The organism is Streptococcus sp. (assembly GCF_041802885.1).
Classification (GTDB): domain Bacteria; phylum Bacillota; class Bacilli; order Lactobacillales; family Streptococcaceae; genus Streptococcus.
The window spans coordinates 1-23,908 of sequence record NZ_JBHCHN010000043.1; the positions used below are offsets into that span (position 1 = coordinate 1).

The 23,908-nt window shown below is 44.0% G+C and carries 21 protein-coding genes; 3 read left to right on the forward strand and 18 right to left on the reverse strand.

Going from position 1 to position 23,908, the window contains the following annotated elements; genetic code table 11:
* The 12 genes from rexB to nox form a co-directional block, all read right to left on the reverse strand.
* Nucleotides 1-1,547: ATP-dependent nuclease subunit B (rexB, locus tag ACEYCN_RS05795; RefSeq protein WP_373713351.1), on the reverse strand; the 1,547-nt coding region annotated here is incomplete at its 3' end.
* Nucleotides 1,548-1,612: 65 nt separating this feature from the next.
* The gene (locus ACEYCN_RS05800) at nt 1,613-2,011 is read right to left on the reverse strand and encodes a YbgA family protein (protein WP_373713352.1); all 399 of its coding nucleotides are present in this window, start codon (nt 2,009-2,011) and stop codon (nt 1,613-1,615) included.
* Nucleotide 2,012: 1 nt separating this feature from the next.
* Nucleotides 2,013-4,292: a DNA helicase PcrA gene (pcrA, locus tag ACEYCN_RS05805; RefSeq protein WP_373713353.1), complete on the reverse strand. Its 2,280-nt coding sequence runs from the start codon at nt 4,290-4,292 to the stop codon at nt 2,013-2,015.
* Between the two features lie 116 nt (nt 4,293-4,408).
* On the reverse strand, nt 4,409-4,948 hold the full coding sequence (locus ACEYCN_RS05810; RefSeq protein WP_373713354.1) for a putative immunity protein: 540 nt from the start codon (nt 4,946-4,948) through the stop codon (nt 4,409-4,411).
* 218 nt (nt 4,949-5,166) lie between these two features.
* The gene (locus ACEYCN_RS05815; protein WP_373713355.1) at nt 5,167-6,525 is read right to left on the reverse strand and encodes a glycoside hydrolase family 32 protein; all 1,359 of its coding nucleotides are present in this window, start codon (nt 6,523-6,525) and stop codon (nt 5,167-5,169) included.
* 9 nt (nt 6,526-6,534) lie between these two features.
* On the reverse strand, nt 6,535-7,380 hold the full coding sequence (locus ACEYCN_RS05820) for a carbohydrate ABC transporter permease (RefSeq protein WP_373713356.1): 846 nt from the start codon (nt 7,378-7,380) through the stop codon (nt 6,535-6,537).
* Between the two features lie 2 nt (nt 7,381-7,382).
* Nucleotides 7,383-8,261 (reverse strand): carbohydrate ABC transporter permease, encoded by an 879-nt coding sequence (locus ACEYCN_RS05825; protein ID WP_373713357.1) that lies wholly within the window; start codon nt 8,259-8,261, stop codon nt 7,383-7,385.
* Nucleotides 8,262-8,328: 67 nt separating this feature from the next.
* Complete coding sequence (locus ACEYCN_RS05830; RefSeq protein ID WP_373713371.1) at nt 8,329-9,654, reverse strand: sugar ABC transporter substrate-binding protein; 1,326 nt, start codon at nt 9,652-9,654, stop codon at nt 8,329-8,331.
* A gap of 179 nt (nt 9,655-9,833) precedes the next feature.
* Nucleotides 9,834-10,817 (reverse strand): LacI family DNA-binding transcriptional regulator, encoded by a 984-nt coding sequence (locus ACEYCN_RS05835; RefSeq protein WP_373713358.1) that lies wholly within the window; start codon nt 10,815-10,817, stop codon nt 9,834-9,836.
* Nucleotides 10,818-10,934: 117 nt separating this feature from the next.
* Nucleotides 10,935-11,840 (reverse strand): hypothetical protein, encoded by a 906-nt coding sequence (locus tag ACEYCN_RS05840; protein WP_373713359.1) that lies wholly within the window; start codon nt 11,838-11,840, stop codon nt 10,935-10,937.
* A gap of 28 nt (nt 11,841-11,868) precedes the next feature.
* Nucleotides 11,869-13,059: a trypsin-like peptidase domain-containing protein gene (locus ACEYCN_RS05845; protein ID WP_373713360.1), complete on the reverse strand. Its 1,191-nt coding sequence runs from the start codon at nt 13,057-13,059 to the stop codon at nt 11,869-11,871.
* A gap of 334 nt (nt 13,060-13,393) precedes the next feature.
* Nucleotides 13,394-14,764 (reverse strand): H2O-forming NADH oxidase, encoded by a 1,371-nt coding sequence (gene nox / locus ACEYCN_RS05850; RefSeq protein WP_373713361.1) that lies wholly within the window; start codon nt 14,762-14,764, stop codon nt 13,394-13,396.
* 210 nt (nt 14,765-14,974) lie between these two features.
* Here nox and ACEYCN_RS05855 point away from each other — a divergent pair, with 210 nt between their 5' ends.
* Entirely contained in the window at nt 14,975-15,412 is a 438-nt protein-coding gene (locus ACEYCN_RS05855; RefSeq protein ID WP_373713362.1) for a NusG domain II-containing protein, read from the forward strand.
* A gap of 187 nt (nt 15,413-15,599) precedes the next feature.
* Here the strand turns inward: ACEYCN_RS05855 and ACEYCN_RS05860 are convergent, their stop codons facing one another.
* From ACEYCN_RS05860 to ACEYCN_RS05880, 5 genes are all read right to left on the reverse strand, one after another.
* Complete coding sequence (locus ACEYCN_RS05860) at nt 15,600-16,574, reverse strand: 1,4-dihydroxy-2-naphthoate polyprenyltransferase (protein WP_373713363.1); 975 nt, start codon at nt 16,572-16,574, stop codon at nt 15,600-15,602.
* Nucleotides 16,549-17,601: an FAD:protein FMN transferase gene (locus ACEYCN_RS05865; RefSeq protein ID WP_373713364.1), complete on the reverse strand. Its 1,053-nt coding sequence runs from the start codon at nt 17,599-17,601 to the stop codon at nt 16,549-16,551. Before ACEYCN_RS05865 ends, ACEYCN_RS05860 begins: the two co-directional genes overlap by 26 nt.
* Nucleotides 17,602-17,739: 138 nt before the next feature.
* The gene (locus ACEYCN_RS05870) at nt 17,740-18,249 is read right to left on the reverse strand and encodes an FMN-binding protein (protein WP_373713365.1); all 510 of its coding nucleotides are present in this window, start codon (nt 18,247-18,249) and stop codon (nt 17,740-17,742) included.
* 101 nt (nt 18,250-18,350) lie between these two features.
* Entirely contained in the window at nt 18,351-19,346 is a 996-nt protein-coding gene (locus ACEYCN_RS05875) for a polyprenyl synthetase family protein (RefSeq protein ID WP_373713366.1), read from the reverse strand.
* 142 nt (nt 19,347-19,488) lie between these two features.
* Nucleotides 19,489-21,333, reverse strand: a complete 1,845-nt coding sequence (locus tag ACEYCN_RS05880) for an FAD-dependent oxidoreductase (RefSeq protein WP_373713367.1) — start codon at nt 21,331-21,333, stop codon at nt 19,489-19,491.
* Nucleotides 21,334-21,493: 160 nt separating this feature from the next.
* Between ACEYCN_RS05880 and ACEYCN_RS05885 the strand changes: the two genes are divergently transcribed.
* Nucleotides 21,494-22,039, forward strand: a complete 546-nt coding sequence (locus ACEYCN_RS05885; RefSeq protein ID WP_373713368.1) for a Gx transporter family protein — start codon at nt 21,494-21,496, stop codon at nt 22,037-22,039.
* Nucleotides 22,040-22,072: 33 nt separating this feature from the next.
* Here the strand turns inward: ACEYCN_RS05885 and ACEYCN_RS05890 are convergent, their stop codons facing one another.
* Complete coding sequence (locus ACEYCN_RS05890; RefSeq protein ID WP_373713369.1) at nt 22,073-22,912, reverse strand: SDR family oxidoreductase; 840 nt, start codon at nt 22,910-22,912, stop codon at nt 22,073-22,075.
* A 201-nt stretch (nt 22,913-23,113) separates the two neighbouring features.
* On the opposite strand from ACEYCN_RS05890, the gene ACEYCN_RS05895 reads away from it, so the two are divergent.
* Nucleotides 23,114-23,908, forward strand: a 795-nt coding sequence (locus tag ACEYCN_RS05895; RefSeq protein ID WP_373713370.1) for a DUF1846 domain-containing protein, incomplete at its 3' end; no start/stop codon positions are given.

Here is a 23,908-nt window from a genome sequence, read left to right on the forward strand (position 1 = left end):
AGCTTGTCCTGCCCGAAAATGTCTGCCATCTGCATCAGCAAATCCGAAAAGACTTTCCAGACCTGTTCATGTTGGTCTACTTCCTCTTCACTGGCCCCACTGAGCTGGGCCTCCATATTTTCAGTCAGAGCGATGGCAGTCAGAAACTGGGTCAGTTTTTCCAGCAGACTGAGGCCCTTTTGGGGACGGGCAGATAGGAAGTCATCCAGCGGTTCCATGATGGTCTGACGAATCTGATTGAGCTGGACCAAATCATACTTACCAGCAGAATCCGCTGTAAAATACCTCAGAAAACGAGTCCGTCCCTTGATGTCGGCATAGGTCACATACTGGGCAAAACGGTCTATCTCCATCTCTGTCAGCTGGCCAAAGAGACCGGACTTGAGAAGATTGAGCAGATCTTCCGCCCGATAATTGTAGCGCTTGACCCGCTCCAAGGATTCCACAAAATGGACCAGAGGATGGCTGGCCATGGACTCCGCCTTGCCAAAATAATAGGGAATGTCAAATTTATCAAAGAGTTTGCCAATCTGAAGCTTGTAGCTATCCACATCCCCCAAGAGAACAAGGATGTCCTTATAACGAACCCCGTCCGCCAAGAGCTGGCGAATCTTTCTGGCCACCGCTTCCACTTCTTCCTTCTGGTTGCTGGCCTGCCAGATTTCTAGACTAGAGGCATTCTTAGGCTGCCACTTGCCTTCCAGGGGCTTAAAGTCATGCAGCCCCTCCCAGAAGCGACTAAAACTGGCAAAGTCCGATTCCTGCCCTGCTTCTGCTAGATATGTCGGCTTGACGGCGTAGGTGCTGGCCAAAGAACGCAGAAACTCCACCGAGGCCTGGTAAATATTTCCCTGGATAAAGTTTGCCTTGTAGGCCTTCTGACTGGCGTAGGTCCCAATGACAATGTCCTGGCATTTTTCCGCCAACAAAGAAATCAGATAGTCTTCCTCGGCTGAAAAACGGGTGAAGCCATCGATGACTAGTACGGTCTCCGCCAGTTCTCCATCCAAATACCCAGCCTCCACCTGACTGGCAAACTGGGCCAATTTGGACTGGTTTTCTATCTGGTGCTGGTCCAGCAAGTCAGAGGCAGCCAGGAAAATCTTCTGCAAATCCGCCGCCTTTTCATCCCCCAAATGCTGCAAATCAAGGACGGTCAGATTGGCGGTTTTGAGCTCCTTATGGAGGTCCACCAGCTGCTGGATAAAGGCCGCATCCTTGCGCAAGCGACCATAGACCTGTAAATCGCTGTCCGAAAACTGGGAGAGGACACGGAAAAAAATCATGGACAAACCCGTGTCATCCATCGCTTGCTGGCTATGCATACGATTGAGCACAAAATACCTAGCCATCTGAGCAAATCGGGTCACCGTAATCCGAAAGGAGGCCTGATGGGGCAGGAGTTCCAAGACCTTGCGCTCTTTCTCAAAGGAAAGGGAGTTGGGCGCGATATAGAAGATTCGCTTCCCAGCCTCCGCATAGGCTTGAGCCTGCTCTGTTAAAATTTTTGTCATGTCCTGAGAGACATCTGTGTAATAAAGTTTCATAAGTTTTTCCTAGAAAATAGTCTATCCCTATTATACCAAAAAAAGAAATGACCCGCTCAAGCAAGTCATTTCAATTCTAGCTTATCCAGTTGCATAATCCGACTCTGGACCAGGTAGGCTGGTTGGTATTTTTGGGTCAGGTCCCTCAGAAATTGGTGCATATCAGCTGATTTCGTTTCCAAAGACTGGTCCAGCTCCTTGTACCTGTCTTTTTCATGGCTGGACGCTTTTTTCTTGAAGTAGCCCCAGATATGCTGATAGGCCGTTCTCAGGGTCTTTGTGGTCGGTGCTGCCTGATAGGCCTCCTTCAGCAAGCGCTCAAACTCCACTTCCTTTTCTTCCGACCACTGATTGCCCTTAAAAAGCTGTCTCAGTGCATTGTAGTGGGCTTGGGAATGGGCCATAACCAGATACTTTTCAGCCGCCCATCTTTTCTGATAGTGATTCAGCTGACCTTGAGACATCCTATTCTCCCTTCTCAATCGGTGCAATGGCCGCCAAGACCTTCTTGAGCCCTAGTCCTGGGAAATTGATTTTCAGCTCTTGCTGCTGGCCACTGCCAGACACTTCAAGGACTGTGCCCTCGCCCCATTTTTTATGAATAGCCTTATCACCGATGGACCAGCTTGTGCCTGATGAACCAGTATCGGATGATTTTCCAAAGGGCAGGTCCCCTCCCAAATGCCGGACGGGCTGGGCAGCGGATTTTCTGCTTTGGATAGCCTGGGACAGGCTCATGCCTTGGCCAAACTGGCTGGTCTGGCCATTGACATAAGAAGCCTTAAAGCTAGTATTGGCCGGCCTTGCCAGGCCTTGATAGTCCAGCAAATCAGAAGAAATTTCGCGAATAAAGCGACTGGGCTGATTGTAGCTGGTCCGTCCATAAAGGAGGCGGGAGTTGGCATTGGTCAGATAGAGGGTCTTCTCCGCCCGAGTGATGCCCACATAGGCCAGGCGGCGCTCCTCCTCCAAGTCACTCTCATCATCTGTTGCCCGAACGAGGGGAAAGACATTTTCTTCCATCCCAATCAGAAAAACCACTGGAAATTCCAAGCCCTTGGCAGCGTGGAGGGTCATGAGGGTCACTTCTGCTGCCTCGCTATCACCATCATCCGTATCCGAAATCAGGGCCAAATCGTTGAGGAAGCGGCTCAGTTTCTCCAAACCAGTCTCCTCTTCCTCGGCTTCTTTTTCATCAAAGCTCTTAGTAACAGAAAGAAATTCCTGGATATTTTCAATACGGGCATTGGCTTCCAGAGTTGCTTGAACGGCGAGGGCAGTCATGTAGCCCGTTTGATCTAAGAGGGCTTCTACCAGCTCTGTCAGGCTCATCTCATCCAGTTGATCCCGCAGACGATAAAGAATCCCAGCCAGGTCCTCCACAGCCTGAGCGGCTTTGCCCTTGATACCAGACAAGAGAATGTTGGCAGAGGCTTCAAGGAAGGACATTTCCTGCAAATTGGCAAAATCTCGAATTTTATCTAGGCTACCAGGTCCTATGCCCCGCTTGGGTTCATTGACAATCCGCTCAAAGGAAATATTATCTGCTGGATTGGCGATGACATTGAGGTAGGCGATGATGTCACGAATTTCCTTGCGGCTGTAGAACTTAGTGCCGCCGACCATGGTGTAGGGGATGTTGGATTTGAGAAGGGCTTCCTCGATGGTACGGGACTGGGCATTGGTTCGGTAAAGGACAGCCATGTCCTTGTAGTTGTAGCTCCCACGCGCCAACTCGCCTATCTGGCTGGCCACGTAGACAGCCTCACCCTGCTCATTGTCAGCCCTGTAATAAACAATCTGCTCCCCTTCCTCATTCTGGGTCCAGAGTTTCTTGGGACGGCGGTTCTTGTTGCGCTCAATCACATCATTGGCCGCCTGGAGGATGGTTTTGGTTGATCGGTAATTTTCTTCCAGCAGCACCACCTTGGCAGTCGGATAATCCTTTTCAAAGTCCAAAATATTCTGCATGTCAGCACCCCGCCAGCCGTAGATGGACTGGTCCGCATCCCCGACTACGCAAATATTTTTAAAGCGAGAAGCAAGGAGCTTGACTAGCTGGTACTGGGCATGGTTGGTGTCCTGATACTCATCGACATGGATGTATTGGTACCGCTGCTGGTAATAGGTCAGGACCTCTGGATTTTTGTCAAAGAGCCGAAGAGTCATCATGATCAGATCATCAAAGTCCATGGCCTCAGACTGCCGCAGTTCCTTCTGGTAGGCCTTGTAGCACTTAGCCACGATTTCCGTGTAAAAATCACTGGCCTGCATCTCGTAGGCCACCTCATCGATGAGGTCATTTTTTGCATTAGAAATGGTTCCCAAAATGGTCCGCTCACTCCACTGCTTGGGGTCCAAATTGAGGTCCTTCATGATCCGCTTCATCAGGGTCCGCTGCTCACCTGGATCCACGATGGTAAAATTGCGACTATAACCGATATGGTCGGCTTCCCTGCGCAAAATACGGACACACATGGAGTGGAAGGTGGCAATCAGGCTTTCCTGGGTGGCTGGGTTGAGAGCCATGGCCCGCTCCTTCATCTCCCGCGCCGCCTTGTTGGTAAAGGTGATGGCCAGGATATTCCAGGGATTGACCATCTTTTCATCAATTAGATAGGCGATGCGGTGGGTCAAAACCCGGGTCTTACCCGAACCAGCCCCCGCCATAATTAAAAGCGGCCCTTCCGTCGTCCGGACTGCTTCCGCCTGTCTGTCATTCATTCCGTTTAATAAGGGATTCATTTTCTTCTCCGTTGAAAAATTCTATCTTCCTATCATACCATTTTTCGCAAAAAAAAGCTGACTTAGCTGAGGGGAAAATATATAAAAAAGAAGCAGGCGTCTATCAAGGCTACTTCTCAGCTTTCTTCTTGCATCGGTAGTGAATCATCAAAGATATGCTGAAACTTGCTGGCCCGCTGCTTCATATCATCCAAAACAAGTTCCCGAATATCCTCTGTTAGGGCTTCCTTCTGCCAGGCCCGCTCGGCAGCCACTTTTTCTGGCTGGTCAGGAAAGGCCAACTGGATGGCCCGAAGGGCATAAAAGGCGGCTCCAAGCTCATGGTCTGCCATATGGGCGGTAGCCACCGCATGGCCACAAGCCCTAGCCACCTCACGCGCCACCCCTTCCACCTCACGGGCGGCAGCATGGGCCGCATAGGCAAAGCTTCGCGCCTCCATCATGGTCATCCCATCCTTGGCCCAGATCCTAGTGGCATCCACCGCCTGGCTCGGTCCTAGAACACTTGGATAGCTTTCCTGAAAAAGAGGCAGGACCCGCTCAGCGCAGCTGGCAGCCCAGAGGGCCAGGGATTGATGGGGCCCATCCTCCAAGAGCCCCCCTCGGCCGATACGGACAAAGCGCGGATCCCGATTGCCAAGGTAAGGTTTTGCCATGCTCATTCCTCCTAAAATAGGTATTTTATAGGTCAATTATACTAAATCATGCCAGCATTTTCCATAAAAAATGCAAAACTGCATATAAATTTCCAATGAGGCCAATTGATATTCTTTAAGTCCAACCGCGGATGACACTCGCCCTAGTCCCACTAACCCAAGTCACAACCCCTAGCTTTTCCACAGAGAAAAACCTGAACTTTCATCCAGGTTCTCCATTATTTTACTTGCTGCAAGGTTTTCTCTCCCTGCAAATAGATGGCAGTGGTCAGGCTTTCTTGACCCTTATTGACAAAAATTTCTAAGGAGTTTTTGTCAAAAATGACTTGCAGCTGCTGGGCTTCTATCTCGACCGAGCGACGGCTGATGGCCCATGCTTCTTCTCCAGAAATGTCCATTTTTTGATGGCTCCGGTCAATGAAGACTAAGCCGTCTTGGTAGCCAAATTCGACATAATCATCCTCGTCGCCCAATCTAAGGATAAAATCGTCTTCAAGCTCCGTCTCCAGATAGCCTGTGCTGGCCACTTCTTGCCCAAGCTGGATGCGGGGAAGGCTGTCCAACACCTCTTGAGGAACTTCCTGTCGTAGCTGATTGCTGATCGAATGAAGAATGCGGGGCAGGGTCATATTGCAGGCCCAGCCGTGGCCGAGCTCATGGGGAACCACAGTCCGACCCCAGTTGTGCATCCAGGCGATAACAATCCGCTGCCCCTTATCGTCCAAGAGGCTCTGTGGGGCGTAGAAATCATGACCATGGTCCAACTCTGAAACGGACTCCTGCAGAAACTCTTTCTTCTCCCAATCAACTCGTCCCGCTATCAGGACAGATGAATTGAGATTGCGAAAATCATGGTCCGTCTCTTGGTAGCGCATTGGAGAAACCAAGATGTAGGCCTGACCATCCACTTCAAAGAAATCTGGACATTCCCACATAAAGCCCTGATGGGCCTCCCCTTTCAGGAAAATGGACTCAAAATGCCAGTTTCTTAAGTCATCCGACCCCAGCAAAACAACCGTCCCTCTTTCATCCTTATGCTTGGCTGCCACCACTGCATAGTAATGTCCATCTTTTTCAAAGAGCTTAGGATCCCGAAAATCTGCAGCAATCAGGTCTGGAGGCAGGATATCCCCCGTAGCCACTGGATTCTCCTCGATTTTCTCAAAATGAATGCCGTCCGTCGAATAAGCAATGTTCTGAACCTGGTTGACCCTGCCATCCTCATGGACGATATGGCCGGTATACATGAGCCAGAGGGTGTCGTCTTTGACGAGGGCAGAACCGGAAAAACAGCCATCCTTGTCATAATCTTTGTCAGGAGCCAAAGCCACCGGCAAATGCTCCCAGCTCACAAAATCCTTGGTCTTGGCATGACCCCAGTGCATGGGACCCCAAAAGGAACCGTAGGGATAATATTGATAAAAGAGATGATACTCCCCACGAAAATAAACAAAACCATTGGGGTCATTGATCCAGCCGATAGGGGCAGAGAAATGGATATTGGGTTTGAACTGGGGATTTATCCTACTAAGATTTTCAACGATATAGGCATTTGCTTTCTCAATAGTTAATCGCATAATTTCCTCCTATTTGATACCAGTTCCCGAACCACCAAGACCTTGCACAATATACTTTTGAGCGACAATATATACAATAATTAAGGGGATGGTCGAGATTGTTAATACAGCCATGACCTGGTTTATATAAACTGGTTGTGTAGTATTGATTGTTGTAATAGCAACCTGCATTGAGAATTTACTTGTATCTGTTAATACCATCAGAGGCCAAATATAGTCATTCCAACTACTGATAAAGGAGAGTACTCCAACCGTTGCAACAGCTGGTTTAGACATGGGCAGCATGATTCTAAAAAATGTCTGAATAATATTGGCACCATCCATCCGAGCCGATTCGACAATCTCTTCAGGAATCGCAATGAAAAAATTCCTAAACAGATAAATATTAAAGATACTTGCCAGACCAGGAATGATAACGGCCAGGCGGTTATTAACTAGCCCCAGGGCATTAACAATAGTAAATTGTGGTATCAAGACTGTCTCTGCCGGGATAATCAAAAGCGCCAGGAGCAAGCCAAAGAGAATTTTCTTACCAGAAAAATCAATTCTTGCAAAGGCATATCCCGCAAAAGCATTGATGAGAATAGAACCAAGCGCAAATGTTGTTGAGTAGAAAATACTATTTCCGAGGTAGGTAAAAATGCTAAACCGCTCTAAAATTTCTTGATAGGGTTTAAACCAGTTTGCTGGATTCAAACTTGGTAAAAAGGCCTTCCAAGAAGTCAAATTACCATAAACATCTGCTTCTGGTTTCATGGCTGAGACAACCATCCAAACCATGGGAAACAAAAAGAGAAAGGCCAGGAGGGTCAATAAAAAATACTCTAAAAATTTTACTGGTTTTATTTTATTCATATTTAGTTATCCTCCTTGAGTACACGGCGTTGGATCAAGGTAATCAAGCCAATAAAGGTTGTAAATATCAGTGCAATAGAACTAGAATAACCAACCATGCGATCTGTGAAACCTTTTTGATAGATGTAATAGACCATGGTCATGGTGGAGTTCATCGGACCACCTTGAGTCATGACCATTGGTTGTACAATCAACTTGAAGGCCGAAATCAGGGTTGTTAATAGGATAAAAAGGGCAGTAGGTTTCAGGAGTGGCATGGTGATATAGCGGAACTGTTGAAACTTTGTAAACCCATCCAACTCTGCTGCTTCGTAAACATCCCGAGGAATATTCTGCAAACCACCAAGAAAAAGCAACATCTGGTAACCAGCGCCTTGCCAAGCAGATACCATAATAATAGCATACATAGCCTGTTTAGGACTCGTTAAAAATGGCTGGGAGGCTATGCCAATCTTATTGAGCAAGGCATTGAGAAGGCCATTATTGGGATTTAAGAGGTAGAGCCAGAGGATAGAAATAACCGCTAGGGACATGACCACAGGTGCAAAGAATGCGACCTTATAAAACATATTTCCCTTACGTGGTTTGTTAACAATCAAGGCCATGCCAAGGGCAAGTCCCAACTGCACAGGTATAATCCATATCACAAATTTGGCTGTATTGAAAATGCTTTTTAAAAAAGTCGGATCCTGGACCAATTTCGTAAAGTTATCTAAACCAACCCACTGTCTGGCATCAGGTGTCAGCATGTAATAGTCTGTGAAAGCATAGTAGAAGACCATGACAACTGGAATGAGCAAAAAAACCGTCAGCAATAATAATGCTGGTGATAAGAAAGCATAGCCGATTAGATTATTCTGTAACCTATTCTTTTTTTTCATATTTTCCTCCTATAAAAGAGAGGGCAGATAGTGCTGGTTTGAGGCCATCAACTACCTGCCACTATACTTATTTCGCTAATGATTCGTCAATAGCAGCCTGCATTTCTTTTGCACGTGCATCTAAGACTTTTTGAACATCTGGATTATCTTCATAATAGCTGATATCCTGCATGGCTTGCTGGAAAGCACGGGATACTTGAGGATAAGCTACTACCACTGGACGAGCATGTGCGGTCTTTTGGTTTTGTTCCATCAAGAAGGCCATCTCAGGTGTTACTTCATCTTTCAAGTCTTCGATGGTTGACTTGCGGATTGGCAATACACTGTTGCCCAGACTCATGATTTTGCTGGATTGAGTATTGGTCGCATATTTGACAAATTCAGCTGCAATTTCTGGCTTATCAGATTTAGTGGTAACAGCCAACTGCCAGCTTCCTGAAGGAGAAACCAATTTCTTAGTAGTATCAGAAACAGGATATGGAAGAATACCATAATCAATGTCAGTATAGTTGGTTTCCATATCATTGATTGTCCAAGAACCACTAAGAAGCATTGGATAAACACCTGTTTCAAAGCCTTTTTCAACTGGGCTGACTGTGGTGTAGCCTTTTTTCACTAAGTTTTGGATAAATTCTACTGCTTCAACGGATTCCTTACTGTTGAAATATCCTTCAGCCTTTGTTCCGTCTTCATTGACTACGGATCCACCATTTGACCAAATCAATGGCATATATGCATATGGAAGCATCTCATCAATGGAATTTAATCGGAAGTCAATAGCCTCCACCTTATGATAGTTTTTTAATTTTTCAGCAATCGCATTGAACTCACTCCAAGTCCATGGCTTTTCAATTGTTGGCAAACTCGCCAAGTCAATCCCAGCCTCCTCAAACATTTTTTTATTATAATAAATACCTACATTGGACTCAGAGTAACCAAAGGCATACATTTTACCATCGTAGGTTCCCTGTTGCTTGATACTGTCTAATACATCATCCATATCTGCATCCGCTAAGTATTCATCGAGCGGAATAATCACTTTTGAATGGGCATAGGCAGCTGTATTTGGTCCATCAAGTGTAATAATATCCGGCAGACTATTGGTCGTCACAGCAGCGTTGACCTTATCCTCATATCCGCCACCACTACCGCTACGAGGGATGTATTCCGTCGCGACCTTATATTCACCCTCATGCTCCTTATTAAAGCCGTCAACAATTTCCTGCCAGGCTTTTCCTTCGGCCGTTTCATCTGAAAATTGAACCCAGACCTTGACTTCATTTTTATTAGAACTTGAGCTATCGCTTGAACCAGAGCTAGAGCCAGAACATCCTGCAAGTGCACCTGCTACTAAAGTAGATATGGCAGCAAATTGAAGCAAACTTTTCCGCATTTTCATGTCGGACCTCCTATTTTTTTGTTTTGGAAACGTTTCATTTTTTGGTCAAAACATAAACCCCAAAGGGTTCATGCTTCGATTTTGGAAACGTTTCATTTTGTTTTGATTTAATTATAAGCGCTTTCATTCTCCTTGTCAAGTATTTTATAAACTTTTTTTAAAAAAAGTCATTATTATCTCGTGGTACCACCATCTACAAAAGAAACTGGCAAAACAATTCTTGAATCTGGTTGGTGGCCATCTATCAGCGACAGGAGAGAATCGACGGCTGACTTAGCTAAAAGATCAGTGGATTGCTTAATGGACGATACATAATAATCTTGGTCGATAGCTGATTTCAATCCGTCAAAACCAATAATTTGGTAGTCTTTCGGCGCAAATTTACCCAATTTCTGCATAACTTTCATGACACTTATGGCCATAAAATCATTGACCGCAAAGATACCATCAATTTTAGGATGTTCCAAGATAAACATTTCAATCTTTCCTTCCAAATCCTCAATTGGCTCCGGCAGAACTAATTTCGAAAAATTTTTCCCTTCTTTTTCAAGCACATCATAAAAACCTTCTTTTCGGAAGTTCGTCTCGTTCTTATAGATATTTTTTCCACCGATAAAGGCAAAATGCTGACATCCCTTCTCTATGAGTACCTCTGCTGCTAATTGGCCACCAGCATAGTTGTCTGAGGTAACGTAGGAAACATTTTCTGAGAAATGGCGATCGATACTAACGAAGGGAAGGTTGGAAGAAATATAATTATCAATGTCTGAATACGTTATACCGATAATACCATCAACTTTATTGTTTTTCAGCATTTCAATATATTCAATTTCAGTTGAAGCATCTGATTCAACATTACAAATAAATAATTTATAATTTTTTTGACTTAGGTTCTTTTCAACATAGTAAGCAAACTCTGAGAAAAAAGGATGCCAAATAGTGGGTAATATGATCGCAATATTATTACTTCTATTTGTTTTTAGCCCTCTAGCATACTCATCGGGCTTATAATCAAGTTCAGCAATAGCTGTCTGTACCTTCTGAAAAGTACTCTCTTTTACTTTAAAACCATTCACCACCCTAGAAACAGTTCCCACTCCCACTCCTGCCAAACGGGCAACATCTTTCATAGTGACAGATTTTTTGATTTCTTTCATCTTCTCACCTCCTCACTTTTAACCATTTTAGCACGGTTTGCAATCGTTTTCAAGTTTTCTCCGATTTCTTGCTTTCAAGATGCAAAAAGACTGGGGAACCCAGTCTTTGCTGCTAAACTATTGACCGTACCAAGCAATGCCTTCATGCTTCCAGTTTCGATCTTTTAATACACTAACTTCATTTTCATCTAGGGTATAGTGATGCGCTCCAGAAGTCAAATCTTTGTTGAAGAGGCGTTGTATTGGTTTGGAGCCTCCAGAATACCAGGCAATACCCTCATCTACCCACTTGTGTTGACTAGTCAAGGTACTAACCTCATTTTTATCTGTCGTATAGTGATGGTCTTTGAGTTCAGGATTGTACAAGCGATAAACTGGTGTACCCGTGCTCGGTGTATACCAGGCAATACCCTCATATTCTCCCCAACCAATTTTAACCAAATTATCTCTTTCATCTATACTAGCCGTATAAAAATGTTCCTTGTTGGTAGGATTATAGAGACGATACATTGGTTGCACACTAGATTCGCTCACTGTGACGGTCATAGAAACCGCTACTTCTTCCACTTCCAAGACAACATTAAGTTTATTCAATTCTTCATCGAATTTCTGAGCCTGAGTGCCTTCACCGCTAGGGAAACCAAAGGTAATTTCAGTTGTCCCAGCCTTATGGGCAGTCCAATTTCCCTCTTCATCAAAAGACAAAATAGATGGATCTGCAACAGTCATAGCAAATGAATACTTGGAGTCTTTAAGAGGTGAATTCTGAGGACGACGAATTTGTCCTTTCTCACCAACCACTAATTGTTCCTTGATACTTCCTGGCTCATACTCTGAACCACCATAGCTTCTATAGGAAATTTTCTGATCTATATCGATTACTGTAGTGGAATTTTCAGTAGTCGTAGATTGGGCAATTTCCATTGTTGTTTCATCATCCGCATGTACCATTTGATGGTTGAGCGACAGACCAACACCGACAACCAACAGCGAGGACAGAGTTGTCTTTAAAACAGTTCTCATGGCCGTTCCTCCTTAAATAATAAAATAATTAATTTGCTTTAAAAGCTACACCTTCATATTTCCAACCAACATTAATTAGATGGTCTTTTTCAGAGACACTTGCTGTGTAAAAATGCTCTTTTGTGACTGGACTATATAGTCTGAAGACATCTGCGCCTGTGCCACTTTGGAAGGCTACGCCTTCATTTTTCCACCCTGATACTTGCAACTGTTGAACTTCACTCATATCTGTAGTCAAGAGATGATCTTTTGTGGTTGGGTTATACAAACGATAAACTGGTGCAACATCGCCAGTTTCCCAAGCAACACCTTCATCTTGCCAGCCGTGTTTTGTCACCAAGGTATTTTTTTCATTTATATCAGATGTATAATGGTGGCGTTTTGAATTTTTATTGTATAGTCGATAGACTGGTTTTGAGGTAACGACAGCGGGCGCAGACAAACTAACTTGTCCGGATGATGGATTCATTGAGTTGATTAAATTGACCATTTCTTGTGTCGTTCTAGCTCCATCATTGAGGGTTGCAGTAGACATACCGCCATGTACCCCGACAATCTCATTGTCTGCATTTAAGATGGGACTACCACTCTGTCCGCCACTGGTGTCGATTGTATATTTTAATCCCTTTTCAGTCACTGCTTGGACAAGTCCAGAAGCATAAACCATCTGACCAGGGCGATCTCCTGGATAACCAGCTGATTGCCCAAATTCTCCAACGTTAATGTTTCTTGACAGCTTCAGATAACCTGTTGAATTGCCCAAGGGTTGAGCCAGTTTAAGCACTGCATAATCCGTATCGAATGAAGGAGCTGTCAAATATTCTGGATTAGCCTTTACTTGGATAGCTGTACTGGTTCCGTATGGCGTAGAACCATTGGAAGTGGCTGGAGTAACTTTAAAATTTGTTCTGTATGTTTTTGAAGTACCGTCATAGACAAGGTGGCCAGAAGTCAGTACAACATCACTTGCTACCATGACACCTGTACCATGTGAGATATAGTATACATTCTTTTCTTTAACATATCTCTTGCTCTCAATTTTTACAATCGTAGGGAAAAAATTTGTAGTTGTATTGGTTACATTTACTCGCTCATCTGGACCAATAATCTTTTCTTGGCCAATGTACTCTTCTGTTTCTGTAGCGCTGACTACCATTGGACTGGCAGATAACATCGAAACACACAATAAAACAGCAAAACGTCTAAAATTTCTTTTCATTTAACTCTCCAATAAATAAAATAGATAGTAATATATCCTAGTCAATATATTATATCAAATTCTAAATCTTTTAGCAATATTTTTATGTTAAAAAAACCAGTCCATGCGGACTGGTTCGTTTTAAACTATTCACTTTTTCGAATTTCTAGGCTCGGGTTCTTTATGGCCACTCTCTAATTTTGGGGTGACCAGCTGAAAGAGTCTATTCCCAAACTCTCCTCGCTTTCGCGTTTTCAAGCTCGGGTACAAACAGTTCCCCAAACTGTTTGTATCCCCCGGACGTTCCTCGCTTTCGAATTTCTAGGCTCGGGTTAAAAACGTCCCCCGGACGTTTTTAATCTTTTGCGTTCAAAGCTGCCATTGTGATGTAGTTGTATGGTTTATTGAAGTGTGGCAAGAAGAAGATATCTATCAGAGCCAATTTCTCGATGGTAACACCTTCTTGAATAGCCAATGAGAACATGTGGATACCCATAGAAATGTCTTCACGGGCTGCCATTTGCGCACCCAGAACACGACGTGAATCCTTATCGTAAACAATTTTGAGGGTTACAGGGAAGTTACCATGTTCAATAAATTCTGGTTTTTGATTGTCAGTGTACTCAGTTACTGCAGCATTGAAACCGTTGCGGATAGCTTTTTCAAGAGTCAAACCAGTTGATACCAGGTTGAGGCCGTAGATAGAGATACCATTTGAACCTTGAACACCAGGTCCTTCAAGGTCTGTTCCACAAGCGTTGTGGGCTGCTACAAGACCTGTACGAACAGCGTTTGAAGCAAGGGCAATGTAGCTAGTATCGCGAGTTGCGTTATCGTAGATCGTTGCACAGTCACCGATAGCATAAACACCTGGGATAGAGGTTTCTTGGTGTTTGTTCACAAGGAAGGCACCGTTACGGAAGCGTTCGATCTTTTCACCTGCAAAAGCAGTATTTGGACGGAAACCAACTGCCAAGACAACCATGTCTACATCGTATTCATTCTTGTCAGTGATAATTTTTTCAACCTTACCGTTACCAGCTACTTCTTTCACGGTTTCACCAAAGGCCAATTGGATACCGTTATCTTCCATATTTTTAGCCATCATGTCAGACAGGTCACGGTCATAGTAACCAGCCAAACAGGTATCCACAACGTCGATAAGAACTACTTCTTTACCTTTACGCTGGAAAGCTTCTGCCAATTCAACACCGATGTAACCAGCACCCACAACTGCTACACGATTGATATCTTCAGTTTTCAAACGCTCGATAACATCTGCTGAGTTTTGATATAACTTCACAAATTGAAGGTTTTCAAGCGTAGATTCAAATTCGTAAGAACCTGGTTTGAATTCTGCACCCTTGATTGGAGGCAAGATTGGTTGAGAACCAGTTGCGAAGATCAGTTTTTCATAGCTTTCAACATGCTCTTTGCCATCTACAAGAGCTGTTACTGTTTTTGCATCGTAATCAATTGAAAGAACTGGTGATTCCATGTAAACTTTGGCACCCATAGACTCCAACTCTTCTTTATTTGAGTAGAAAAGTCCGTCTGCACCAGCGATTTGCTCACCAATCCAAAGAGCCATACCACAGCCTAAGAATGAAATGTTTGAGTTTTGGTCGAATACGACAATCTCGTTGGCCTCTCCATAGTTAGACAACATGGTTTTGATACATGCTGTACCAGCGTGGTTTGCACCAACAACAACGATTTTAGACATAGTAAAATCTCACTTTCAAAAATATATTTTTACTTCCTCATTATAAGTGATAATGTTACCGATTTCAAAAAATATGCTCACGATATCACAATTTTGTTCTTTTCGTCATTTTTCTTGAAACTAAAAGGTTCAAAAGCACCTTATTTACTGAAAAGAATCCATTTATGGTATAATGAAACAGTTAAAAATCTTACAGAAATCGAGTCTGAAATGAAAGAAATTTTAAAACAATTTCGCCCTTTTGATTTCATCCTCATTGGCCTGGCTCTCCTACTCTCCTTTGCTCCACCATTGGTGACGACCTTTGTTTACCAACAAGCAAGAAATGAGGAGAATCAGCTGGTGGCCATCGTCACCATCAACGGGCAACAAGCCGACGAACTTCCACTGGGAGACGGTCAGGCGAAAGAAATCACCTACTATCCCAATAAAGGTCAATACAATATTGTCGAAGTCAAGGGCGATGCCATCCGTGTAAAAGAAGACAACAGCCCTGACCAGATTGCAGTCAATACTGGCTGGATTAGTGAACCAGGACAAATTCTCATTTGCCTGCCCCATCAACTGATGATTGAAATCGTAGAAAAAGGTGAACCAGCTGATAATAACACAGATGAATCTGAGGATGAATTAATACTTCCAATATAAAAATGAGAGTGGGACAGAAATCGGCAATTTCGGAGAAATTCGATTTCGTCTTCCCACCTCCGCACAGTTGAGTAGGGCTGTAAAAGCTTATTTATAAGCACATTAGAGCCCACTCAACCACTGCGCTATAAGTATCTAAAACGAAAAAATAGAGTTTGGAACTACTTTTTGTCCCAAACTCATTTTTTTATTTCATCCATAAAGCCACGAATAAAACCAATACATAGAGGCCTGAAAAGAGAACAAAGTTTTTAATCGAGTTGATGAAAGTCTGCGACTTTACCTGAGCTCTACGAAAGCGAAGCAGATTCTTGATAAAAGGCAGAGCCAGAATCAGCCCAAGTAGAGCCCAGAGGGGCAAAAGCCCAAACCCGACATAGATAAGCCATACCACCCATGGAATGGTACTTAAAACCGTGTAGAGCAGAACCCCACCCTTTGGACTAATGTAATGGACCAACGTAAAGCGATGGTTGCGCAAATCCTGTTCATAGTCGCAAAGATTATTGGCCAACATGATGTTGGCAATCAAGCAAATCAGAGGGATAGACATGAAGAAAATCCTCACTGTCTCTCCCACATACCAATTGATGGTGACCAGACAACCTCCCAAAGACCAGGTGGTTGCTAGAAAGTCAGAAGGAGATTGGATGTAGACAGCCAAAAAGAAGATACCAAATCCCATGGTGACTCCAGAGAAAAGTTCGCCTAGAGGCAAGCGGGACAAGGGCATGGGACCAAAGGTGTAGAAAATTCCAATCAAGAAACACAAGGTTCCAATCGGTAATAAGGCCAAGTCCGTCCGCCAGACCAAAAGTAAGGAAAAGAAGGTAGAAATCAGCAAGAGTGCCAGGATAATAGCCACCATTTCCTTGAAATCAAGCTGATGCTTGCCTAAAACATTTTCCTCCTCCCGATAAGCCATATCTACGGCTTTATGATAATCCATAGTATTGTTGATGGCTGTCGTACACATATCAAAGCTGATAGCCGCAATCATAAACAAGATGGTATTGAGCCAGTTGAGCTGCTGGTAGTGATATTGAGACCAGAGCAGGCCAATCAGCATGGGAAAGACACTGGCCACTTTTGTTTTTAGCTCAACAAATTCTAAAAAGACAGGCATGGTTAAATTCTTAATCTGCAAGATGGTACTCCTCATTTGTCAATGCAAAATGGTCCTTGAGACCGTCACTTAGGTGAACACCATGGTCCTTATCAATAAAGACTGCTTCCACCCCTTCTAAATCATTGATATAGGCCAAACCCTCCTCTATACCATAGATAAAGAGAGTCGTTGATAGGGTATCACCCTGAGTAGAAGTATCTGTAAAGACAGTCACACCTGAAATAGTGTTCTCAACAGGATATCCAGTTGCTGGACTTAGTATATGATGATAGATTTGCCCATCTACTTCGATGTAGCGCTCATAGATACCTGAAGTTACAATTGAGCGATTTTTCTGATAGACATAACCAACTGTCGCACCCCGTATCTTATCTGGATCCTGAACCCCCACCTTCCAGCCTTTTTCTTGATTGGGAGAGGTTCCCATGACCACTACATTTCCACCAAGATTGATGATGGCTGTTGAAATGCCCTTCTCTTCAAAGTATTTTTTGACTTGATCGGCAATATAGCCTTTGGAAATAGCCCCCAACTCTAAACTCATGCCCTCTTCGATATAAACCGTCTTCTCCTTAGCATCCAACTTGACCTTATCATAGCCAACATAAGGGAGGGCAGCCTCAATTTCTGACGAATCGGGTTTGCGGGCATTCTCCGAGCCAATATTCCAGAGCTTATTGATGACGCCGATGGTGATATCAAAACGACCTTGACTCCTGTCTGATGCATTTAGAGCTTCCTCTACCAACTCGAAGGTTCGCTCATCAACTTTTACAGGCTCTTTACCAGCCGCTTGGTTTATGCGGTAAATATCTGAACCTTCTACGGAAGTGGATAGGAGACTTTCCATTTCTTTAATCAGCTTAATGGCACCATCCATGGCTTCTTCCTGATTCTCATGGTATATGCTCAGCTGAACTACAGTATGTAGAAGCGATTCAGTACGGGTCAAAGGAGTTTTGACCACAGGCAATTGACTGGCGGATTCTTTTTTGCTGCCACATGCTATTAAAAAAATGATTGAGCAAATCAGCAACAAGCCAGTGATTCCTTTTTTCATCTGTCACTTTCCTTTTTGATGTGATAAAAAAAATGAGACAAAGCTCCGACTTAGCGGAAATTTATCCCATTTTAGGAAAACTGTCAGAACCAGCAAATGTTGTTGATTGCTGACTAGTTTCTTACCTTAGCAAAAGTATTATTTACCAAGCTCGAATGTTACTGGGTCAGTGTTTCCTTCTTCAGCTGCTGCAAGAAGAGCTTTTGTTGCTGCCGTAAAGTTATCTGAAGTATGTGTCGCACCAGATACAACCTCAACAGCATCAACATCTTGCGTTTTCACCAATTGAGCATTCAGCTGCTCAGTAGCTTCTTTTGAAGAAACTCCTGATTTGTCTTTCATGCTCTTGTTGTACTCTTCGTTGTCAGCCTTGAGATTACCATCTTTATCAGCGTAACCGAAAGCTGATTCAGTGATTTTTCCATCCTTGATAGTAATAGAATGCACCACTTTCCAACCGCGTTCATCGAAATCTGACTCACCAGTATAGGTACCATCTTTCCAAGCTGCTGCTGTTTTTTCTACTGTTGTAGCAGGAGCCTCAGAAGAGCTAGAGCTTTTTGAATCAGATGAAGAGTTACCACATGCCACAAGGGCCAATGTTGCTCCAAACAGGACAAGACCTGTCAAAACTTTTTTCATTTTCATGAAATGTCTCCTTTTCTTTGTTAAGCGTTTTCGCTGTTGATATTATTATACTATATTTCTGTTTGAATGTCCATAGTATTTGTGACAATGATCACAGATTTTTAATAGTTCCTAGCCATCATTTTTTTCAAAAAACAGTCGATGTGCAAATCTTTTGCCAGGGCCATTTGAGCAATAAAGTCTTCACTTTTTTGAATATGTTTGGCAATCAATTTTTGAGTGGCATCAAAGGCTTGACTGTGCTCCAATTTTTCTTGCAGGAGAGTCAGTTGAGCTTCAGTCCAGTCCTGATTAGCTTGAGATTGAACCAAGCTGGCCAAGCTAGCATCTTGTCGCATGGCTAGCAAAAGCGGGGCTGTATAGATACCATTTCGGACATCCTGCAGACCGGGCTTGCCCATGGCCTCTTTTTTCACCTGAAAATCCAGAAGATCATCTGATAACTGAAAAGCCATGCCGATAGCTTGTCCTGCGCGAAAGGCAGCCTGCATGTTTTTGCGATTGGTTGGAAGACTATAAACTCCAAGCTGACAGGCCAAGGCAAAGAGAAAAGCGGTTTTCCCCTTGATTTGCTTGAGATAATCCTTCATAGTCATGTCTGACCTGTTTTGGTTAATCAGTTGGGCCAATTCTCCCGCCAAAATCCGCTCAAGGATTCGCTGGTCAACGGGACTGGCATTCTCCATCTCTGGAGATCCCATCAATTCTTGTCCCATAGCCATCAGTCGCCCGGAATAGGCTAAGAGATAGTCTCCTGCATAGATGGCAATACGATTGGAAAAGGCTTGGTGCATAGCAACAATCCCGCGTCTGCTATCAGCGCCATCAATGACATCATCATGAATCAGAGTCGCCAAATGAAGGACCTCGATTCCAGCTGCGAAATAATACTTGGCTTTTTGAATCTCTCCCTCTACGCCCTGAGCAAAGAGTAAGGTGAGACCGGCTCGTACATACTTACCAGGAGCATCCAAGTAATCCATAATTTTGGACTTTACCTGAGGATGCGCCAGACGGAGTTCTTCTTTTATGATTTTTTTAACTTCCAACAATCCCTGCTGAACAGCGGGAAAATCATTCCAAATTGAATGTACCAAACTGACCTCCTCATCCTTTTTATTTTTATAATTTTTTCTATATAGAAAAGCTAGGCCTATCCTTATTTTACCATAAAGGACAGACCTAGCTTACATGTTGTAAGAGATGAAACAATGTGTCACATGTTTGAACAGGTCTTCGTTATTTCTTGCTGTAGATATGTCTTGGCTTTCCATATATCCATCGATCGAGCTTATTGCCAATCCATGGCATTACCCAATAGTCCAATCCAAAGGCACGGCCTGCTCCGTTCATCAAAGCGATAGCAACTGGTACAAACCACATGTTGACCCAGTAGAACATGCCAGATAAGCTAAACATAGCCACTAGCATAATGGTCAGGGCGGAAACCAACCAGACAAAGAGTCCTGCAATCAGGGCCAGACCGATGGCGATTTCAAGGAAGGTCATCATTTTTTGCATGAAGAGGGCTACTTCTTGGTTGGGCATCATGATTTTCATGATAGCCTCAAACCAGTCAGGCATTTCACCTAAAACCAACATAGGTTCTTCACCATAGGTAAAGTTCAAAGAGAAGACCTGATGTACCACTTCTTCCGTTGCTTCTGAAGCTCCAGAAACAGGTTCTTTTAGCCATTCAAATGGAAAGACGATGTCATCTCCCAGCCAAGAGGTGGTTCCAAACCAGCCAAAGGCTTTTTTCAGACCTTCAAAGAGCCACATGGAGCCAAAATAGACACGCAGGGGAATCATCCAGAGATTGTTGCCCTTGCTGGAAGTCATGCCGCCAAAGATATTGCGCTTGTGACGAATATCGAAAAATTCATGGCGGAGGTAGGCACCGATGTTGTAGAAGCTACTGATGGATAGAAAATAGACCAGGTTGATGAGGTGTTTGACTGCCATGGCCAGGAAACCTGACAGATGGAACTTGTTGTTTAAGAAAGCAACCCCATACTTGGAACCGATGGAGACCATAAAGCCATCGTATTTGCCCTTGAAGGCTTCTTTTTGACCGCCAGTGATGGAGGCGATGATATTGTGGGCAGCTGTGTGGCCGGTTTGTTCTGCAGCCTGTACGATTTGAGGGGTTGGTTTTCCATCCTCCTCATAGTAGACCAGGTCACCAGCTACATAGACATGTTCTTTGCCCTTGGCTTCCATGTATTCATTGGCTACCAAGCGTCCGGACTTAGCCTGTTCAATCTCAAAATCAGCTGTGTCTGTATTAGCCTTAACACCAGCAGTCCAGACTGCGGTATAGGTAGGGATGGCTTTACCAGAAGCAAGGTTTAGAACCCCTTCTTCCACACTGGCAACACCATCGCCAAGGATGAGCTCAACTCCTTTTTTCTCCAAGTAACGGACAGCCTTGGTCTGCTCTTTTTCCGTCACCATGTTGAGAATGGTTGGCATTGCTTCAACCACCTTGAGTGAGAACTCATCTTTGTCCAACTTGTATTCCTTGGCGAGGATTGGCACCCAGTCAATCAGCTCCCCAATCATCTCGATACCTGTAAAACCTGCACCGATGACAGTAAAGGTCAAAAGGGCACGACGCTTAGCTGCATCATGCTCGAACATGGCCCGTTTACAAGATTCCAAGATATGGTCGTACAAGCGCTCTGCTGCTTCTATAGACCAAAGGGTGAAGGCATGTTCCTTGACACCTGGAGTTCCAAAATCATTGGCTTCTCCTCCCATGGCCAGGAGCAAATAATCATAGGCCAGGGTCTGGTGCTCCGCAACGACTTCTTTCTTATCGTAGTCAATCCGCAAGACCTTGTCTGTGACCAGCTGAACCTTTGGATATTTTTTAAAGATTCGTTGCAAATCATACTTGATAGCACTGGCTTCCACCCGGCCACCAGCCACCTCATGCAACTCCGTCATATAGGTATGGAAGGAATTTTTGTCAACCAAGGTAATGTTAACATCTTTTTCCTTTTTAAATTTTTTAGCCAAGGATCTGGCAGCTGATACGCCAGCAAACCCTGCACCAACAATAACAATCTCTTTTGTCATTGTATTCTCCTTTCGAATCTCACTACTTATTAGTATATAATATTGTGAATTAGATAGCAATGTTTTTTTGTAAATTATGATAAAAATTTGCAAAAATCTTCAGAAATAGGTAGTATAATAGAACTGAACTTTCATATTAAATTGCTTGTTAGGATACTTTATGAACAAACGCTATCAAAAAATGGCTTATATTACTATGTTGGCTGCTCAAGCTATTGTTATCTCCGTCATGGAGCGATGGATTCCATCTCCTTTTACCTTTGCACCTGGAGCCAAACTAGGCTTGGGTAATCTCGTCACCATTATCGCCATTTTTACCCTTTCTCCCAAAGATAGTATAAAAGTGATTGGCCTTCGACTTTTTGTATCCACTTTCCTGAGTGGCACTTTCTCGACTTTCTTATATAGTTTTTCTGGCACTGTCCTTAGTTATCTGATTATGCTAGGAGCCAAACAACTGGGACCTCAGAAAGTGAGTATTATCGGCATTTCAACACTTGGAGGCATTTGCCACAATGTCGGACAGCTTTTGGTCTTTGCCCTGATTGCCAGATCTTGGGCCGTCCTCAATTACCTACCCATCCTAGCCTTCAGTGGAATCCTCTCCGGTTTCCTAGTCGGACTGGCAGGCCATTTTCTCTTGAAAAAAATTCGTATCCTCCACATCTACCATGAAGAGGTCTTAACAGACTGGGGGGCATCATAAAACCTAGAAGTTTCAAGCTTCTAGGTTTTTCAATTATTCTTTAATGTCCTTTAGTAGGTCTGTCAGGCTGTGGCCAGGTCTGCCGAGTACCCTCTCTATGTCCGAGCTGACTTCAGCCAATTCTCCAGACTGGATGGCTGTATAGGTCGATACCCAAGAGTCATACTCCCAGTCTTGAGCTGGCCAAGCCTTCCTGGATTGATAGGCCTCTTCCACTGTTTCAGGAATATAAGCTATCTCTTTGCCCAAAGTCTTGGAGACACGTTTTGTCAAATCCGACATCGTCAGTTCTTCAGGCCCTGTCATATTGAGGATTTGGTTTTCCCATTGCTGTGGATTTTTCAAGACTTCGACGGCTACGGCAGCAACATCCTTTCTGGATACAGCAGAGACCTTTCCATTACCTGCTGGACCACGAATTTCTCCATTTTCAAGGCAAAGACCCAGGAAAAATTCCAAGTAGAAATTATCTCTTAGGAAGGTATAGGCAAGACCCTTCTCCCGAATATAAGCCTCAGTCGCCGCATGATCACGGGCCAGGGTAAAGGTGGACTCTGGAGTCGCCTGATAAAAGGAAGTGTAGACAATCTGTCTAACACCTGCCTGAGCTGCCGCATCCACAAAGGCCAGGTGCTGAGCGAGACGGTCCGGATGCTCCTTGGCAGATACCATAAAGAGGACTTCCACACCTTGCAAGGCAGCGACCACTTGGGGACTATTTTCATAACTAGCCTGCATAAGGTTCGCATTTGGATAAACCTTGGCCCTCTCTGGACTTCGAGCCAGGTGGATGGTCTGAACTCCTGCTTCTGCTAATTGGCTGGCCACAAAACCACCCAAATTCCCTGTCACTCCTGTAATTGCAATTGTCATCTGCATTCCTCCTTTTTTCCTAGTATATCATCTTCCTATTGAAAAAGCTGGCATTTGGTGTGAAGCCTGTTGAGCAGCTTGAAGTTATTTGCAGCTGAAGATTGGAGGCTGAAAATGAGGAAATTAATTTTCTGACAATTTAATAAAAATTTTTACAAGTGACTTTTTTTCTGTTATAATCAATAAACAGAGGTGAAAAAAATGAAAAACATTGCTTTTGATTCTGAACAATACTTGAACCTGCAGCGCGACCATATTTTGGAGCGAATCAGCCAGTTCGATGGCAAGCTCTACATGGAGTTTGGCGGCAAGATGCTGGAAGATTTCCATGCTGCCCGCGTCCTGCCAGGTTACGAACCGGACAATAAAATCAAGCTTCTGCATGAACTGCGGGATCAGGTAGAAATTGTCATTGCCATCAATGCCAATAACATCGAGCACTCCAAGGCTCGTGGTGATTTGGGTATTTCCTATGACCAAGAGGTCTTTCGACTCATGGATAAATTCAATGATTTGGATATCTTTGTAGGATCTGTGGTTATTACCCAGTACGCAGGTCAGCCTGCTGCGGACGCCTTTCGTCATGAATTGACCAAAAAAGGCATCACATCCTACCTGCACTATCCCATCGAAGGCTACCCAACCGCCATTGACCGCATCATCTCTCCAGAAGGTATGGGGAAAAATGACTATATCCAGACCAGCCGCAATCTGGTAGTCGTTACGGCTCCTGGACCTGGTTCAGGTAAGTTGGCAACCTGTATGTCCAACCTCTACCATGACCAAGTCAATGGGGTCACATCTGGTTATGCTAAATTTGAAACTTTCCCTGTTTGGAATCTGCCCCTTCACCACCCTGTAAACCTGGCTTATGAGGCTGCCACTGCTGATTTGGATGATGTCAATATGATTGACCCCTTCCACCTAGAAGCCTACGGCAAAACAACCGTCAATTACAACCGTGATATTGAGATTTTCCCTGTTCTCAAACGGATG